Below are 16,743 nucleotides of genomic sequence, written 5' to 3'. Positions count from 1 at the left end.
TTGGCTACCGTTGTTTGCTGTGCAAGAACCGTTCGACTGCGGCGAGGTGTTCTGGGCTATTGTGGCACACGCCTTGAAAGAGGGCGCAGAGGTCCAAGAAATCTTTCAGTTCCAACCGTCGCGCCATCTTCATCAGCCGTTTGGTAAAACGCAGCGCGGGTTTCGGTTGATGGGCAAAGCGTTGGGCCAATTCGGTGGCGCGCGGCAGGAGCATTTCGGGTTCGACCACCTCGAGGACGATCCCAAGCGCGCGTGCCTCTTCGGCGTCGATGATGCGCCCGGAAAAGGTGAGCTCGAACGCCCGTTGGTAGCCGATCAGCCGTTGCAGAAACCACGCCCCGCCGTCACCGGGAATGATGCCGAGGTTGAGGAACGTTTCGCCGAATTTGGCGCGCGTGGAGGCGATGCGGATATCGGCCATGTTCGCGAGATCGAACCCCGCGCCGATCGCAGGCCCGTTCACCGCGGCAATCACTGGGATTTCCACGCTGTCGAGTGCCAACGGGATGCGTTGGATCCCTCTGCGGTAGCGCTCGGCGACTTCGGCGACGTCTCCGGCGAAGTCACCGCTGCGCTTCGCCATCTCTTTGATGTTGCCACCGGCAGAGAAGGCGGCGCCAGCACCGGTGAGGATCAGCGCCGAGACGTCATCGTTGCGGTTCGCCCATTCGGCGACGGTGACGATGTCGTCGATGAGTGCGGTGCCAGTCAGCGCGTTGCGTACGTCGTCGCGATCGAGGGTGAGCGTGGCCACCCCCTGTTCGAGGGTGAGTGTGGCATCGGTCAGGGTGGGGATCGCGGTCATCGGTGGGCTCCGTTTCGTCAGACACCGGGGTTGCAGATGATACGGGCGTCGACTACCGCATACCCTTTCGGGTAGGCGATCACCGGGTTGAGGTCGAGTTCCGAGATTTGCGGGTAGGCGTGCACCAAGCCCGATACGGTCACCAGCAGATCGGCGAGCGCTTTGCGGTCCACTGCCGCTTCGCCGCGGACACCCGCAAGGATTTTCCGTCCTTTGATCTGGTCGATCATCGCTTCGGCGTCGTAGCGGGAGATGGGGATGGCGCGAAAGGCAACATCTTCCAGGACTTCTACGTAGATGCCGCCCAGACCGAACATCAGGACCGGCCCAAACGTCGGGTCGCGAACGACTCCGACGATCACTTCAACCCCGCGCGGCGCCATCGGGGAGACCAAGACACCGTGGATATCCGCGCCCGGTTGATAGTTGCGGCACGAAGCGAGGATGTCGTCGTACGCCGCACGCAGCGACGCGTCACTGTGCAGATTCAAGCGCACGCCCCCGGCGTCCGATTTGTGGAGGATGTCACGCGAGACGACCTTCATCGCCAAGGGTTGCTGGCCGAAACGCGCAGAGAGCCCTTCGAGTTCGTCGGGGTGGCGCACCAAAATTTCTTCGGGGACGGTGACCCCATGACGCTGCAAAAGCTGTTTCGCTTCGTGCTCGTAGAGGTTACGCCCTTCGTGGTTCGCGCGTTCGAAGAGCGCCAGCCCTTCAGGATCGGGTTCGAACGTGACCACTTGGGTCTGTTTGTTGCGGTTTTTGAGGTAGATACCGCGCTCGCCAAGCGCGGCCAGGGTGCGCGCGGCGTGCTCGATCGAGGCATAGACCGGGATGCCCTCTTCACGGAGACGGCGTATCGGTGGCGGTTTTACCGGGGTGTAGAGGCTGTGGATCACCACCGGTTTTGCGGTGCGTGCGACGAGTTCGATTATCGTTTCCGCTGCCCGCATCTCCTGGCCGATCAGGTGTTCAGCGAAACGGAGGTGGTAGCCGCCGAACATCCCGACGAGAAAGAGTTGATCGACGTTGGGGTCGCGCTCGAGGATCTCCAGACATTGGGCGAGTACGTACGGGTCGGTGTCGCTGGTGCCCGCGACGTCGACGGGGTTGCTGGTATTGGCGTGTGGCAGCAAAATCGCGCGCAGCGCCGCTTGGGTCTCTTCCGTAAGCGTAGCGAGTTCCAGTCCCGCTTCGGTCAAGCGGTCCGTTGCGATCGTTGCCTGTCCGCCCCCGTCGGAGAGGATCGCAACCCGTTTACCGGCAGCTTTCTGCATCCGGGATAGCCCTTCGGCAACGGGTAAGATTTCGTCGGAATCGTGCACGACGCTGATTCCCACTTGCCGTAACAGATCGACCGTCATCGCGTAGCTGCCGGCAAGCGACCCGGTGTGGGATTTCGCCGCTTGGCGACCCGCGGCGGTGGTGCCGGATTTGTACACGACGACCGGTTTGACGGCGGTCACCGCACGGGCGGTATCGATGAATTGGCGTCCGTTGTTGAAGCCTTCGACGTAGAACGCGGCGACTTCGGTGTTGACCTCTTCCCCTAGGTATTGCAGGTAGTCGCTGAAACCGACGTCTGCTTGGTTCCCAGGACCGACGTAGGTGGAAAAGCCGATTTGCCCGTAATTTTCCGCTTCGAGCGTCAGCGCAAGGAGCATGTTACCCGATTGTGAGATGAGGCCCACGCCACCCGGCTGCACGTTGGTGAGCCCCAACAGGTTAACCTTTTTGTGCAGGTTGAAGAGCCCGTTGGTGTTAGGGCCGATGACCCGTACACCCGTTGCCCGTGCGGCTTCGACGAGTGCCTGTTCGAGTTGCGCACCTGCTTCGCCGCTTTCCCGGAAACCGGCGGCGAGCACGACGACCCCTTTGACCCCTTTTTCCCCGCACTGCCGTACGAGTTCGGGAACGGTTGCCGCGGGGGTGCAGATGAGGGCAAGATCGACCGGTTCGGGCAGCGCATCGACCGAGGGAAGGGTGGGAATGCCGAGGATGCGGTCGGTTTTCGGGTTGATCGGGTAGATACGGCCTTCGAACCCGTCTTTGATGAGCCCCACGAGCGCTTTGTAACCGCGCTTGGTGGGGTCGGCAGAGGCGCCGATGATCGCGATCGAGTCCGGGGCGAGGATCGGGTGGAGGAAGCTCTGTTGGGGCAGGTGTTGCACACTGCGTTTGCGGCGGACTTTGACCATCTTATTTCCCTTGGAAGCGCGGAGCGCGTTTTTCCGCGAACGCATCGATCCCTTCTTGCCAGTCCTGGGTGGTGGCAACGAAGGTCATTCCTTCGAGTTCAGCAGTGAGACAGGCGTCGAAGGTGCGTTCGCCTGCGTGGTTGAGCTGTTCCTTGACCAATTGGAGGGAGAACGGCGCGCGTTGCGCCAATTGCCGCGCAAACGCGCGCGCTGCTTCGCGGAAGGTGGCATCCGGGAAGACTCGGGCTGCAAGCCCGATGCGCGCGGCTTCGCGCCCGTCGATCCGTTCGCCGAAAAAGAGGAGTTCTCGGGCTTTGGCGAGCCCCACCAACCGGGGTAAGAGCCAAGTGACGCCACCGCCGAGAAAATTGCTGATGGTCACTTCGGGAAAACCGATCTGGGCGCTTTCCGCGATCACGATGAAGTCCGAAGCCACCGCCATTTCGGCGCCGGCGCCCAACGCGTAGCCGTTTACCGCGGCGACGACCGGTTTGGCGAGATGGAAGATGCGTTCGCACACCTGTTGTTCGAGTCGCAAGTATTGCCGCCGTGCAAACGGGGTTCGGCCTGCTTGGTGCGCTTTGAGGTCGGCGCCGACGCAAAATGCGCGCCCTTCCCCGGTGAGGAGGACGACCCGCACCTCTGGGTCGGCTTCGGCTTGGGCCAGCGCGGCCAGCAGTTCGGTATAGAGCTCTTCTACGACCGCATTGAGGCGGTGCGGGCGGTTGAAACGAATTTCACAGAGTTGATCCGTGGTGGTGACGATCAGATGTTCAGGTTGGGACATGAGCCGATTCCTGCGAAGGGGGCAACGATCGGGTGCGGCGCTTCTGGTTCCACGCCAGCAGCGCCAACAGAAACAGTGTAGGCAAGTATACCCACTCTTTCGCCGGCCGATCCGCAGGCAATTCTACTTGGGTGATGGCGTAGCCCGGCTCCAGTCCGAGTTTTTCGGCGACGCTACCAAAGCGGACATTGACCACTTGGAGCTGGTCACCAACAGTCATGACGTGCAGACCTTCGTTGCGTAGCCGCGCGAGTGGGTTCTCTGCTGAGTCCCCCAGCGGCAGCAGCACCCCTTTGCGCACTTCGTCCCCTTCCAGCGAAATGCCCTCGACCCAGACGCGGGCTTGTGCGCCTTTCGGGGCGGTTTTGGCGATTTCCAGGAGCATCGTACCGGGGTGGGGTTCGTACGGCGGATAGAGCATGTCCCACCAGAAGCCGGGTCGGAAGAGCGAGAAGCAGATGATGAGGAGCGCGATCGTCTCCCACCAGCGGTTGCGCGCGAAGAACCACCCTTGCGTTGCCGCGGCAAAGACCAGGTTTGCGAGGATCGCGCTCCCTACGACGAGCAAGAATTGCCCCGGCCCTTCGATGCCGATCAGCAGCAATTGGGTGTTGAAAATGAACATGAAGGGCAGGATCGCGGTTCGGATCGAGTAGCCGAACGCGGTGACGCCGGTCCGAATCGGGTCGCATTTGGCAATGCCAGCAGCCGCATAAGAGGCAAGCCCTACCGGTGGGGTGACGTCGGCCATCAAGCCGAAATAGAAGACGAAGAGATGGACGGCGATGAGCGGGACGAGCAGTCCATTCTGCGCGCCGATTTCGACGACGACAGGGGCCATGAGCGTCGAGACGACGATGTAATTGGCGGTGGTGGGGAGCCCCATACCCAGGATGAGGCAGATCACCGCGACGAGCAAGAGCATCAGGATCAAATTGCCGCCCGCGATCGTTTCGACCACTTCGGTGAGCACCAATCCGATGCCCGTGAGGGTCACGGTACCGACGATGATGCCCGCGGCAGCGGTGGCGATACCGATCCCGATCATATTGCGCGCGCCGATCACGAGCCCGTCGTAGAGGTCCCGTAACCCGTGCAGCAACTGGGTAAGGTAGTTACCGGTGCCGCGGAAATAGGCAAAGAGCGGCTTTTGCGTGACGACGATGAACATCAAGAAGCCGATCGCCCAGAAGACCGAAAGCGCTGGGGAGAGCTCTTCGACCATCAGGTTCCAGATGAGCGCGGCAACCGGCAGCAAATAGTGCAGTCCCGATTTGATCGTCGGCCCTGCGTCGGGCAGGGCTTCGAGCGGTTCGTTCGGGTCTTCGAGGCGCAGCTCGGGATAGTGCGCCGCGAGTTTGATGAGCGCAACATAGGCAGCGAGCATGCCGACCGCGATGATCCAGAACGCGGCGTCGCCCGCAACCGTTTTGATCCAGCCCAATCCGTAATAGACCACGCCAGCCAACACGATGAAGCCGGTTAGGTTGAGGCCGAGGGAAAGGATGCGGTGGTGTGCTGGGCGTTGATCGCGACGCGGCAGCCCCTGGATGTTGGCTTTGAGCGCTTCGAGGTGCACGATGTAAAAAAGGGCGATGTAGGAGATGAGCGCGGGCAAAAAGGCGTGTTTGATCACCTCTTGGTACGAAATGCCCACGTATTCGACCATGAGGAATGCTGCCGCCCCCATCACGGGTGGCATGATCTGGCCATCGACCGACGCGGCGACTTCAACCGCAGCGGCTTTGTCCGGTCGGTAGCCCACCCGCTTCATCAACGGGATGGTGAAGGTGCCAGTGGTGACGACGTTGGCGATCGAAGAGCCCGAGATGATCCCGGTACTGGCCGATGCGACCACTGCCGCCTTTGCTGGCCCGCCACGCAGATGACCGAGCAGGGAAATCGCGCTTTTGATGAAGTAGTTGCCGGCCCCTGCGGTTTCCAGTAGCGCGCCGAAGAGGACAAAAAGAAAGATGAAGCTGGCGGAGACGCCGAGCGCGACGCCAAAGACGCCTTCGGTACCGAGCCACATGTGCGACATCGCTTTGCTGAGCGACGCCCCCTTGTGCGCGATCATCTCCGGCATGTAGGGGCCGAAAAAGATGTAGGTGAGGAAGACGAGCGCGAGGATCACCATCGGAAGACCCAGCGCACGACGAACGGCTTCGAGCAGGAGCGCCATCCCCGTCACCGCTACGGTGAGGTCGACCACGGTGGGTTGCCCAGGACGGGTGGAGAGTTCGCGATAAAAGAGAAACAGGTACGCCATGCACCCGGCGGCGATTGCCGCGAACAGCCAGTCGGCGAGCGGAATCCGGTCACGGGGCGAGCGCTTGAACGCCGGATACGAGAGAAAACCCAGGAAGACCGCGAACGCCAGGTGCAGCGAACGCGCTTCGGTATCGTTGAATAGACCGATCCCCAACAGGTAGGGGAAAGGCGACGCCTGCCACAGTTGAAAGAGTGACCAGGCAAGCGCCGCGGCAGCGATGACCATGGCCGCAACACCCGTTGGTTGTCTTCCCCCGGTGTCTGCTTCCGCAACGATGCGTTTCAGTTCTTCCGGGGTGGGTTCGTGGTGTTTTTCCGCCATGGTCGTCCTCTAAACGATTACATCCAGCCCTTCTCTTTGTAGTAGCGCACCGCGCCTTCATGCAGCGGCGCCGAGAGCCCGTTCTTGATCATGTCTTTCGGATCGAGATGGGCGAAGGCCGGGTGCAGCTTCTTGAAGTCGTCGAAGTTCTCGAAGACCGCTTTGACCAGTTGATAGACGACGTCCGCCGGCACTTTCGCCGAAGTGACCAGCGTGGCGACCTCCCCGAAGGTTTTCACCGGATCGGGGTTGTTCGCGTACATGCCGCCGGGGATCGTTGCCGGCGCAAAGTAGGGGTATTGCGCGATCAACTTGTCCACGCCGGGACCGGTGACATTGACCAGTTTGGCGCCACAGGTGGTGGTGGGATCTTGGATGTTCGCGGACGGGTGACCCACGACATAGACGAACGCGTCGATCTTGTTGTCACAGAGGGCTGCGCCGTGTTCGTCCGCCTTGAGTTCGGAAACGAGCGCGAAATCGGAAAAACTCATCCCCATCGCGGGAACGAGGAGTTCCATCGTCGCCCGCTGGCCGGAGCCGGGGTTCCCGACGTTCACGCGCTTGCCTTTGAGATCCTGGAAGTTTTTGATTCCGGCATCGGGCCGCGCAACGACGGTGAGCGGCTCAGGATGGATCGTAAAGACCGCGCGCAGCTCGGTCATCGGGCCAGCGTCTTTGAACTGCTTCAACCCTTTGACGGCGTTGTAATGAACGTCGGATTGCGCGACGCCGAAATCGAGTTCGCCCGCCCGGATGGTGTTGATGTTATAGACCGAACCACCGGTGCTCTCCACCGAGCACCGAATGCCGTGTTGGGCACGATCTTTGTTCATCAAACGGCAGATCGCGCCACCCGCAGCGTAATAGACGCCGGTGACGCCGCCCGTGCCGATGGTGACGAATTGCGCCGCGTGGGTGACCGGCGCGCTGGCCACCGTTGCGGTGACTGCCAATGCGGTGAGCCATTTCATGGGTTTCATCAGCTACCTCCTCTTCGTGGGTGAAAAAACTGTGTAATCAGTTTAGTGTGATGGTGCCATTTGTGCAAATTGGGGTTTCCCCCACTAGCCACGGCCAAAACCAGGTGAGCGTCTCGGCAAGCGCACGGGAGGCAAGCGCAGAGAGGGGAGCGCCCAACGTGAAGTGCTCCCCCCGGATCGCGATTTGCCACAGCGACGCAGGGAGCGCCAAGCCCAGGAGTCGAGCGGCAGCAAGCAGTGCGATGGGCGAGACTTGGTGTGTGCCGACGCTGGCAAGAAGCGGGGCGAGCGTGCCGTCAGGGGGTTCCAGGCGGGTGACTACAAAAGGGGGCGCTGCGGCGCGTTCGGCGCCGTGCGGCGACGCTTCGATCCCGTTGGGGGCGTACGCGTCGACGAAGCAGACCGTGTGCCGGTTCGCCAGAAGGAGCGCCGTTTCGGGGCCCCATTGCAGTTGCCAATGGGTGACGATCGCGTCCCGCCAAGCGGGGGGGAGGGTTTGCTTTTGCCTTTCGATTTCGGCAACGAAACGGGCGCCCAGCGCGTCGTCGCCCCGCAGGTCGTTGCCGCAGGCGAGGATGAGGATTGCACCGGGGGGCGGTGGTGCGGGAAGCAACGGCCGTTCCGGGTACTGAGTTGTCATGTACCCTTAGTCCCGAGCGCTGGCGCTGCCGTGGGGCGCTCGATCGTGCCGTCGCTGTGGCGAACCAGCATGTCGATGGGGGTGGGGACGTCTTTATGGTGGAGCGAGACGACGAGCGGCATCTGTCCGAGCGCATGGGTCGCGCACGAAAGACACGGATCGAACGCGCGCACCGCTACTTCGATGTGGTTGAGCAGCGCTTCGGTGAGCGTCACGCCGGAGAGGAAGGCTTTCGCTGCGGTGGTGACCGCCTGGTTCATCACCGCGTTGTTGTGGGTGGTGGAGACGATGAGGTTGCAATAGGTGATGAGGTCGTCGTCCCCCACTTCGTAATGGTGGATGAGGGTGCCGCGGGGCGCTTCGATCACGCCGACACCCCGGTGTTGGCGTTGGCCGCGCGCGCGCAGTTCTCCCCCTTCCAGATCGGCGTCGGTCAGGAGTGCCTCGATCAGTTCGGCACAGTGGAGCATTTCGATGAGTCGCGCCCAATGGTAGCCGAGCGTACTGTGCGCTACGGCGCCTTGGTCGAATGTGAGAAAGCGCTGTCGCGCGGCTTCGGCACGCGCCGTGGTGAGACGATCGCAATTGATGAGCCGCGCCGATGGGCCGACACGGTAAAACCCGTCGGGTTCGCCGTAGGCCTTGAGGTAGGGGAACTTCATGTAGCTCCACGGACGCACCGCTTCAACCAGGAGTTGGTCGTAGTCGTTGGGGTCGTAGTGGTCGATGAGGATCGCGCCGTTTGCCTCTTTGACGCGGAACGTACCGTCGTAGAGGTCGAGGCTGCCGTCGGCGGCAACGAGCGAAAAGGTCTTCGTCTGGAACGAACCGAACTGGGCAAAAAAGGGCGCATGCTCGGTAAAGAGGCGCTCGATGAGCGCTACCGCCGCTTCGCACCAACTCCGGATTTCGGGCGCGCGGGAAAGGAGTGCCATTCGTTCGCGGCGGCTCAGATTTTTGTGGATGCCGCCTGGAACGGCGCTCGTGCCATGGATCCGTTTGCCCGCAGTGGCTTCGATGCACTCCTGACCAAACTGGCGCACCAGGATTCCTTGGCGCGCCAATTCCCGTTTTTGTGCGGCTAAACCGAAGACGTTGCGCTGCGCGGGGTCGGCGCTGAACCCCAGAAGGAGGTCGGGCGCCGCGAGGTAGAAGAAGTGCAACGCGTGCGATTGCAGCACCTGGCCGTAGTGCATCAGCCGCCGCATCTTTTCGGCGGTGGGGGGGAGTTGCGTGACACCGACCAGACGGTCGAGCGCTTTGGCCGCGGCCAGATGGTGCGAAACGGGACAGATGCCGCAGAGGCGTTGTACCTCCACCGGCGCTTCCCAATAGGGGCGGCCGACGATGAACGCCTCGAAACCGCGAAATTCGACGATGTGCAGTCGCGCTTCGACCACTTGCCCGTCGTCGTCGAGCCAGATGGTGACTTTGCCATGGCCTTCGACGCGGGAGAGCGGGTCGATCGCAACCCGTCGGGTGGCATTAGCAGGCAGCGACGGGCGGGGGGAAACGGCTTCGGGGGCGTGCTGGGTCATGGTGCCTCTCAATCGTAGCGCAGCGTCGGGTATGGGAAGTGGGGTTCGCGGCCAGCGAGCAGGTCAGTGAGGAAGGTCCAGATCACTTCCGCTGTAGGAGGGCAGCCGGGTAGGTAGTAGTCCACGCGGACGATTTCGTGGATCGGATGGACATGTTCGAGGAGGAGCGGCAATTCCGGGTCGTTGGGCACGCGGCTGCCGGGCGCGAGGTGGCGATCCGCTTCGAAGACTTGGGTAAGGAGCCTCTCTACGCGATGCTGGTTGCGCTGCGCAGGGAGCCCGCCGTTGATTGCGCAGGCCCCCACCGCGACCAGGATCCGCGCGGCACGACGATAGGCACGCAACACCTCGACGTTTTCCGCGTTACACACGCCCCCTTCGATGAGCGCGATGTCGCATTCGCCAACCGTTTTCCAGTCGGTGAGCGGCGAACGGTCGAACGTGACCCACTCTGCAAGGGCAAGGAGGCGCGTATCGATGTCGGCAAACGACATGTGACAACCGAAGCAACCGGCAAGCGAAGCGGTGGCGATGCGGATTTTTCGGGGAGGCATCGCGGAGGGTGCGGCAGAGGTCATGTGTAGCGCTCCTTGTCGCTCATCGCTTCAGGCGGGCGGTGGTCGAAACGTCGTTTGCCGATCGGGGTGGTGAATCCCACCGCTTTGAAGTTGAGGGCGCCCACTGGGCAGATCCGGGCGGCGCGGTCGGTTGCGGCAAGCGCCGTGTCGCCCAGGCGCCCGCTTGCGCTCGTCGCCAGAAGCCGCGACGCGATGCCGCGTCCGCCGATCACGAGCGCCTCTTTCCCTTCGGCCAGACTGGCGCGCACGCAGAGTCCGCACAGGATGCAGCGGTTGGGGTCGAGCCAGAGGTCGGGGTGGCTTGCGTCGATTCGGCGCTGCGGGTAGAAGGGGTCGAAGTGCGACGCGGTCATCCCATGGGCGTAGGCGAGCGCTTGCAGCAGACAATCCCCGCTCTTTTCGCAGCCGGGGCAGAAGTGGTTGCCTTCGGCAAAGAGCATTTCCAGGAGCGTGCGCCGCACGCGGGTAAGCGTCTCGCTTTTGCTCACCACTTGGAGTCCCGGTTGCGCCGGGAGCGCGCAACTGGCCTGAATGCGGCCATTGGCTTCGACGACGCAGAGTCGACACGAGCCGTGATTGCCCATCTCGGGATGCCAGCAGAGGTGCGGGATGTACCGTCCTGCCGCAAGCGCCGCTTCGAGGACGGTTTGTCCGGGAACGAACGGGATCGATTCCTCGTCCAGGGTGAAGGTTTCGCTGGCGAAAGGGGGCGTAGTCGGGCGCATCAGCAGACCTCTTTGGGGTAGGCGCGGGTAGCGTGGTGGGGGGTCATCGTGTCACCTCCGGTTGTTCGAATTGCGCCAAGTGCGCGTGCGCGTCGTCGCGGCCGGTGATGCGGCGCGTCGCGGCGAGCTCGGCGTCGAGTGAGAACGCCGGAATGAAGTCGTGGGGTTGCAGATGGGCCTCGAGCCGGTGACGGAAGTGCGCGATGAGGTCGCGCACCGGGTTGCCCGCAGAAAGGCCGAAACCGCAGTTGCTCGCCAGACGCATCGCTTCGAGCGCGGGGGCGAGCCGTTCGAGGTCGAAACAAGTCGCGTAGCCAGCCGCGATCTTCGCGAAGGTTTTGGCGATGAGCTGGGTGCCCACCCGGCAGGGGGTGCAAAAGCCACAGCTTTCGTGCGCAAAGAAACGCGCGAAGTGGTGGACGATCGCGACTGGGTCGCGGCGGACGTCGAAAACCATCACGGTGCCGTTACAGGGAAGTGCTTCGAACGCGAGCGGCCGCGCCAATTGCTCAGGGGTGGCCGGTAGGAGCGTACCGGACGGACCAGAGACTTGAACGGCGTACGGGGTGCCGAGTGGGCGCGCGGCGGTGACCACGTCACCGAGTGCAACACCGTAGGGAAATTCGTAGAGGCCGGGCTGGGCGACGTCACCGCTCACGCAGAAGAGCTTCGGGCCCGAGGAGTCGGGGGTGCCCAACGCGCGCCACCACGCAGCGCCGTTCCCGACGATCGCAGCAACCGCAACGAGCGTTTCGACGTTATTGATGACCGTGGGGTGCCCCAGGTATCCCTGCGTCACCGGGTACGGGGGGCGGACTCGGGGGCGACCCGGTTTTCCTTCCAGCGATTCGATCAACGCCGACTCTTCACCGCAGACGTACGCGCCGGCGCCGAGCGCGATTTCGAGGGTGACGCGCTCAGCCTGCGGCACCGTCGCTTGGGCGGAGGCGATGCGCTCGCGCGCCGCCTCTAGCCTGGGCAGCAGGTACTGGTATTCGTACCGCAGGTAGAGCATCGCCGTGCGGGCGCCGATCGACCGCGCGGCAAGGATCATTCCGGCAAAGAGGTGCTCCGGGTAGCGGGTGAGCAGCACCCGATCCTTGAAAGTACCCGGTTCGCCTTCGTCGGCGTTGCAGATGAGGAATCGTTCGGGGTCAGCCGTTTCGCGGCAAAAGCGCCATTTGGTTGCGGTGGGAAAGCCCGCGCCGCCACGGCCCCGCAGACCGGCGTCGGTAACCGCCTGGAGAATCGCGTCGGGATCGTGCGCTGTGGGGTGTTCGAACACCGCTTCGGCAGGTGTCGCGTCGAGCCAGGTCAGCAGTGGGCCGTGGCGGTGGATCGCGTTGGTGACCGCAAACCATTCGGTAGGCCATTGGTCCATCGGTATCTGGGCTTGGATTTTTTCGATGAGCGCATCGATGCGCGCCGCGTCGAGTCGGGGCATCGGTCGACCGTTGATGAGCGCTGCCGGGGCCTGATCCGAAAGGCCCGCGCACGCGGTCCAGCCGACGAACAAGCGCGCGTCGGCGGTGCGTTGCCCGGGTTTGATCGCGAACGCGGCGCAGAGGTGGTTGCAGAGCGCGGCAACCCCTGCGTGGTGGTCGACGACGTGATCGACGAAGTGGATCTGGTAGCGCGCCGGTGGGGTTTGGAAGAAGTGGTAGAACGAGGCCGTTGCGGCGATTTCGCCTGGCGGTAAAGAAAATGCGGTGCTCAGTTCCGCGAGCGCTTGGGCGTCGAGCGGACGGCCAAACCGCGAACGTGCTTGGTGGAGCGCTGCGAGCAACCCGGGTGCCGTGCGCTGTCGTTCGGTGGTCATGGTTCCTCCTCCTCGTGTTGCCATTATAGGCAAAAAATTCGGACGTAAAGTGCTTGTGATAGATTCTGCAGGGTCAGGCGCATGGGGAGGTTGAAGGGGAACGATGGGCGAAGCGCAACCGCCGCTGGGGTTGTTGGTGGTCGATGACGAGGTGCGTTCGCTCGAAGCGATCGAACGCACCGTCGAAGAGGAGTTCACCGTTTTTACGGCGACGAACGCAGAGGCGGCGCGCGAACTCTTGACGACGTGGGCAGAGCGCGCCCCGATCGCGATCGTGTTGTGCGATCAACGGATGCCGGGGACGTCTGGCGTGGCGTTTCTCAAAGAGGTCCGTGAGCGTTGGCCGCAGGCGATTCGGATCATCCTCTCGGGATATACGGACGCGGAGGCGATCATCGCCGGGATCAACGACGCCGGTATCTGGCAATTTCTGCTCAAGCCGTGGCAGCCCGAGCAACTGTTGTTGGTATTGCGGCGCGCGGCCGAGCTCTGGCGTCTGATGCGCGAACACGAACGGTTGACGCAGGAATTGCGTGTCTCAGCGCCCTATCTGGCGGGCCAAGTGGCGCAGAAACGGACCGAGGTGCACCATCGGTTGGGGTGTGACGCGATTTTGTGCGCACCGCAAAGCCCGTTGGCGGAGATTCGGCAACTGGTGGCCCGGCTGGCGACCTATGATTTTCCCGTGTTGATCACCGGAGAGTCAGGGGTCGGAAAAGAGATGGTGGCCCGAGCCTTGCACTACAGCAGTCCGCGCAGCGAAGCTCCGTTCGTGACGCAGAACTGTGGCGCGCTCCCCGACACGCTGCTGGAGTCCGAGCTCTTCGGCTATCGCAAGGGCGCTTTCACCGGAGCCAACGAAGACCGTGCGGGCCTTTTTCAGCAAGCGGACGGGGGAACGCTGTTCCTCGACGAGATCGGCGACACCAGTCCCGCATTTCAGGTGAAACTGCTGCGGGTGTTGCAAGAGGGTGAGTTTCGGCCGCTGGGCGGGAACAAACCGGTTCGGGTAAACGTCCGCGTGGTGGCGGCGACGAACCGGAATTTGGCCGAAGAGGTGCAAGCCGGACGGTTTCGCGAGGATCTCTACTACCGCTTGGCGACCTTTGCGATCCACGTGCCACCGTTACGCGAGCGGCAAGTCGATATCCCCGTTCTGGTCGAGCATCTGGTTGCAGAAGCGGAAAAAAGCCTGCAAAAAAGGCTTCACGGCGTCACCCCTGCTTGTCTCGAACGGTTGACTGCCTATTCATGGCCGGGGAATGTGCGGGAAATGGCGAACGAAATCTTGCGCCTGGCCGTGTTGAGCGAAGACGGATGGCTGCACGAACGCCACCTGTCGCCACGGATCGCCGCTGCCGGGACGACGGGGCGGGGTTCGGAGGGTAGGACGACAGCGGAATCGTCCCCGTTCACGGAGATCATCGGTGGGGCGAAAGGGTCGCTGCGCGCGCGGCTCGAAGCGATCGAAAAAGCGATCATCGCCGAGACATTCGCCTCACACCGCGGAAATCTGTCGCGAACCGCGCGGGCGTTGGGGTTGTCTCGGGTGGGTTTGCGCAATAAGATGACACGGTTGGGGTTACTGAACGAAGAGGGGCAGAGCGGTGGCGGATGATCCGAACGGCGATACGGCGTTGCCTCGCCTCAGGGTGTTATGGCTGCAAAGCGCCGGGTGTGGGGGCTGTAGCCAATCGTTGCTCTGTTGGGAACCCGACGATTGCTTTTCCGTGCTGGAAAGCGGTGGGATCGACTGGGTATGGCACCCTGCGTTTTCGTTCGAAGGGGGTGACACCGTTCTTGAACGACTGGAAGCGTGTGCCAATGGGGACGAACCGTTCGACGTGCTCTGCGTCGAAGGGGCGATGTTGCTGGGTCCCAATGGCAGCGGTGCGTTTCATCGTTTGGGGGGCACCCACAGCTGTGCGGAGTGGGTCAAGCGGTTGGCGAAGCACGCGCGATGGGTGATCGCTGTTGGCTCGTGTGCGGCGTGGGGTGGGTTCGGTGCGGCGATGCACGACACCCTGTGGCAGTCGTGCGGCCTGCAATTCACCGAAAAGCAGCGCGGTGGCCTGCTGGGCAAGCAGTATCGCTCGCGAGAAGGGTGGCCGGTGATCAATGTGGCGGGGTGCCCCATTCACCCGGCGTGGCTGGTCGAATGGTTGATCGCGCTGGCCGATGGTGTAGTGACGGTCGACGATCTCGACCCGTGGGGACGACCGCTCTTCTATGCGCAACACCTCGTTCATCACGGCTGCCCGCGCAACGAGTATTACGAATTCAAAGCGAGCGCCGAGACGCTGGGGCAGTTGGGCTGCATGATGGAACACCTGGGGTGCAAGGGAACGCAGGCGCATGCCGACTGCAATCAGCGTCCGTGGAATGGCAACGGCTCGTGTCTCAAAGGCGGCTATCCGTGCATCGCCTGCACGGAGCCTGGGTTCGAAGCGCCGGGCCACCCCTTTCAGGAAACGCCGAAGGTGGCGGGCATCCCCGTGGGCCTACCGACCGATATGCCGAAGGCCTGGTTCGTCGCGCTCGCTGCGTTGTCGAAATCGGCGACCCCGAAGCGGGTGCGCCGCAACGCGCTTTCCGACCGCGTCGTCGAACTGCCGGGGCAGCGCGGGAAGGAGCCGAAACCATGACGACGGTGCGGTTGGGGCCGTTCAACCGCGTCGAGGGGGACCTGGAGGTGACCCTCACGCTCGATGCCGCCGGATTTGTTACGCGTGCGCAGGTCAATTCGCCGCTTTTTCGCGGGTTCGAACGGATTTTGCAAGGTCGCGCGCCGCTCGATGCGCTGACGATCGTGCCGCGGATCTGCGGGATCTGTTCGGTGGCGCAATCGATGGCTGCTGCGCAAGCGCTCGCCGACTGGGCGCGCATCAAACCGGTGCCCAACGGGGCGTTGGTCGCGCAGACCGTCTTGGCGGTGGAGAACCTTGCGGATCATCTCACCCATTTTTTCCTCTTTTTCATGCCGGACTTTACCCATTCGGCGTATCGCACCATGCCGTGGTACGAAGCCGCGGTGCGGCGCTTCGCACCGTACCGCGGGGAAAGCGCCGCGCGGTGGTTGGCGGCGCGGGCACAGTGGTTCCATTTGGTGGGGTTGTTGGCCGGGCGCTGGCCGCACACTTTGGCGGTGCAGCCGAGTGGGACGACCCGTACGATCCATGCGATGGAGCAGCGCGAATTGCTGCGCATGGTGGGGCAGATGCGGCGCTACCTCACCGAGTCGCTTTTTGGCGATACGCTGGATGCGGTCTTGGCGCTCGACTCCGCCGATGCGCTCTTGGCATGGGCAGAGGGGCGGGAAAGCGACGCCGCGTTCTTCATCCAGGTGGCGCATGCGCTCGAGCTCTTCACCGTTGGTCGGGCGTACGACCGTTTTCTTTCTTATGGTGCCTACCGCGCCTGGCCAGCGGGCGTTTGGGATCGCGCAACCGCAGCAACTGCACCGCTTGACGAGGCGGCGATCGTCGAGGAGGTCGCGGCTTCGTGGTTGGGTGGGTCGGCAAGTCACCCTGCCGAGGGCGAAACCGTGCCGTGGCTCGAACGGCCTGACGCGTACAGCTGGTGCAAAGCGCCGCGGTATCACGGCGCGCCGGCCGAGACGGGGGCGTTGGCGCGGGCGGTGGTCGCCGGCGTGCCGCTTGCCCGCGATCTCGTGCAGCGTTGGGGGGGGAGCCTCGTCAGCCGGGTCATCGCGCGGCTCTGGGAGTGCGCGCGGATCGTGCAGTGGGTCGAAGCGTGGCTGACGGAGATCGACGTCAAAGCGTCGTTCATCGAACCGGTCGTTTGGCCCAATGAAGGGCGTGGCGTCGGGCTCGTCGAAGCGGCGCGCGGCGCGCTGGGCCACTGGCTGGAGGTGGCGAACGGACGGATCCAGCGCTATCAGATCATCGCACCCACGACGTGGAATTTCTCACCGCGTGACCAGACGGGGCAACCGGGGCCGCTCGAAAAAGCATTGGAGGGGCTTACTGCGGGTGCGGGGGCGATGCCGTTCGTGCACCACGTGGTGCGATCGTTCGACCCGTGTATGGTTTGTACCGTGCATTGAGGAACAGGGGG

Annotated in this window: 13 protein-coding genes; 3 read left to right on the top strand and 10 right to left on the bottom strand. The window is 63.2% G+C overall.

Going from position 1 to position 16,743, the window contains the following annotated elements; translation table 11 throughout:
- Positions 1-4 precede the first annotated feature (4 nt).
- The 10 genes from ACYQ4Z_RS06130 to ACYQ4Z_RS06085 are packed head-to-tail and all read right to left on the bottom strand — an operon-like array spanning position 5 to position 12,666.
- Entirely contained in the window at positions 5-805 is an 801-nt protein-coding gene (locus ACYQ4Z_RS06130; RefSeq protein WP_119335406.1) for an enoyl-CoA hydratase-related protein, read from the bottom strand.
- Positions 806-822: 17 nt separating this feature from the next.
- Positions 823-3,003, bottom strand: coding sequence for an acetate--CoA ligase family protein (locus ACYQ4Z_RS06125; RefSeq protein ID WP_459860347.1), 2,181 nt, complete (start codon positions 3,001-3,003; stop codon positions 823-825).
- A 1-nt stretch (position 3,004) separates the two neighbouring features.
- The gene (locus ACYQ4Z_RS06120) at positions 3,005-3,790 is read right to left on the bottom strand and encodes an enoyl-CoA hydratase/isomerase family protein (RefSeq protein WP_459860345.1); all 786 of its coding nucleotides are present in this window, start codon (positions 3,788-3,790) and stop codon (positions 3,005-3,007) included.
- Positions 3,777-6,383 (bottom strand): TRAP transporter permease, encoded by a 2,607-nt coding sequence (locus ACYQ4Z_RS06115; protein WP_459860343.1) that lies wholly within the window; start codon positions 6,381-6,383, stop codon positions 3,777-3,779. Before ACYQ4Z_RS06115 ends, ACYQ4Z_RS06120 begins: the two co-directional genes overlap by 14 nt.
- A 17-nt stretch (positions 6,384-6,400) precedes the next feature.
- Complete coding sequence (locus ACYQ4Z_RS06110; RefSeq protein WP_459860486.1) at positions 6,401-7,357, bottom strand: TAXI family TRAP transporter solute-binding subunit; 957 nt, start codon at positions 7,355-7,357, stop codon at positions 6,401-6,403.
- Positions 7,358-7,403: 46 nt separating this feature from the next.
- Positions 7,404-8,006, bottom strand: a complete 603-nt coding sequence (locus ACYQ4Z_RS06105; RefSeq protein WP_119335402.1) for a hypothetical protein — start codon at positions 8,004-8,006, stop codon at positions 7,404-7,406.
- Positions 8,003-9,544, bottom strand: coding sequence for a Ni/Fe hydrogenase subunit alpha (locus tag ACYQ4Z_RS06100; protein WP_459860342.1), 1,542 nt, complete (start codon positions 9,542-9,544; stop codon positions 8,003-8,005). Before ACYQ4Z_RS06100 ends, ACYQ4Z_RS06105 begins: the two co-directional genes overlap by 4 nt.
- An 8-nt stretch (positions 9,545-9,552) precedes the next feature.
- Positions 9,553-10,122 (bottom strand): NADH-quinone oxidoreductase subunit B family protein, encoded by a 570-nt coding sequence (locus ACYQ4Z_RS06095; protein WP_438438097.1) that lies wholly within the window; start codon positions 10,120-10,122, stop codon positions 9,553-9,555.
- Positions 10,119-10,847: a 2Fe-2S iron-sulfur cluster-binding protein gene (locus ACYQ4Z_RS06090; RefSeq protein ID WP_219971830.1), complete on the bottom strand. Its 729-nt coding sequence runs from the start codon at positions 10,845-10,847 to the stop codon at positions 10,119-10,121. Before ACYQ4Z_RS06090 ends, ACYQ4Z_RS06095 begins: the two co-directional genes overlap by 4 nt.
- Positions 10,848-10,890: 43 nt before the next feature.
- Positions 10,891-12,666, bottom strand: a complete 1,776-nt coding sequence (locus ACYQ4Z_RS06085) for an NADH-ubiquinone oxidoreductase-F iron-sulfur binding region domain-containing protein (RefSeq protein ID WP_459860341.1) — start codon at positions 12,664-12,666, stop codon at positions 10,891-10,893.
- A gap of 103 nt (positions 12,667-12,769) precedes the next feature.
- Between ACYQ4Z_RS06085 and ACYQ4Z_RS06080 the strand changes: the two genes are divergently transcribed.
- The 3 genes from ACYQ4Z_RS06080 to ACYQ4Z_RS06070 are packed head-to-tail and all read left to right on the top strand — an operon-like array spanning position 12,770 to position 16,732.
- Complete coding sequence (locus ACYQ4Z_RS06080; RefSeq protein WP_459860340.1) at positions 12,770-14,284, top strand: sigma-54-dependent transcriptional regulator; 1,515 nt, start codon at positions 12,770-12,772, stop codon at positions 14,282-14,284.
- On the top strand, positions 14,274-15,311 hold the full coding sequence (locus tag ACYQ4Z_RS06075; protein ID WP_197713631.1) for an NADH-quinone oxidoreductase subunit B family protein: 1,038 nt from the start codon (positions 14,274-14,276) through the stop codon (positions 15,309-15,311). The genes ACYQ4Z_RS06080 and ACYQ4Z_RS06075 overlap by 11 nt, the downstream gene beginning before the upstream one ends.
- On the top strand, positions 15,308-16,732 hold the full coding sequence (locus ACYQ4Z_RS06070; protein ID WP_459860339.1) for a nickel-dependent hydrogenase large subunit: 1,425 nt from the start codon (positions 15,308-15,310) through the stop codon (positions 16,730-16,732). The genes ACYQ4Z_RS06075 and ACYQ4Z_RS06070 overlap by 4 nt, the downstream gene beginning before the upstream one ends.
- Positions 16,733-16,743 lie beyond the last annotated feature (11 nt).

The organism is Hydrogenophilus hirschii, from assembly GCF_054656675.1.
This window is presented reverse-complemented; position numbering and strand designations above follow the sequence as displayed.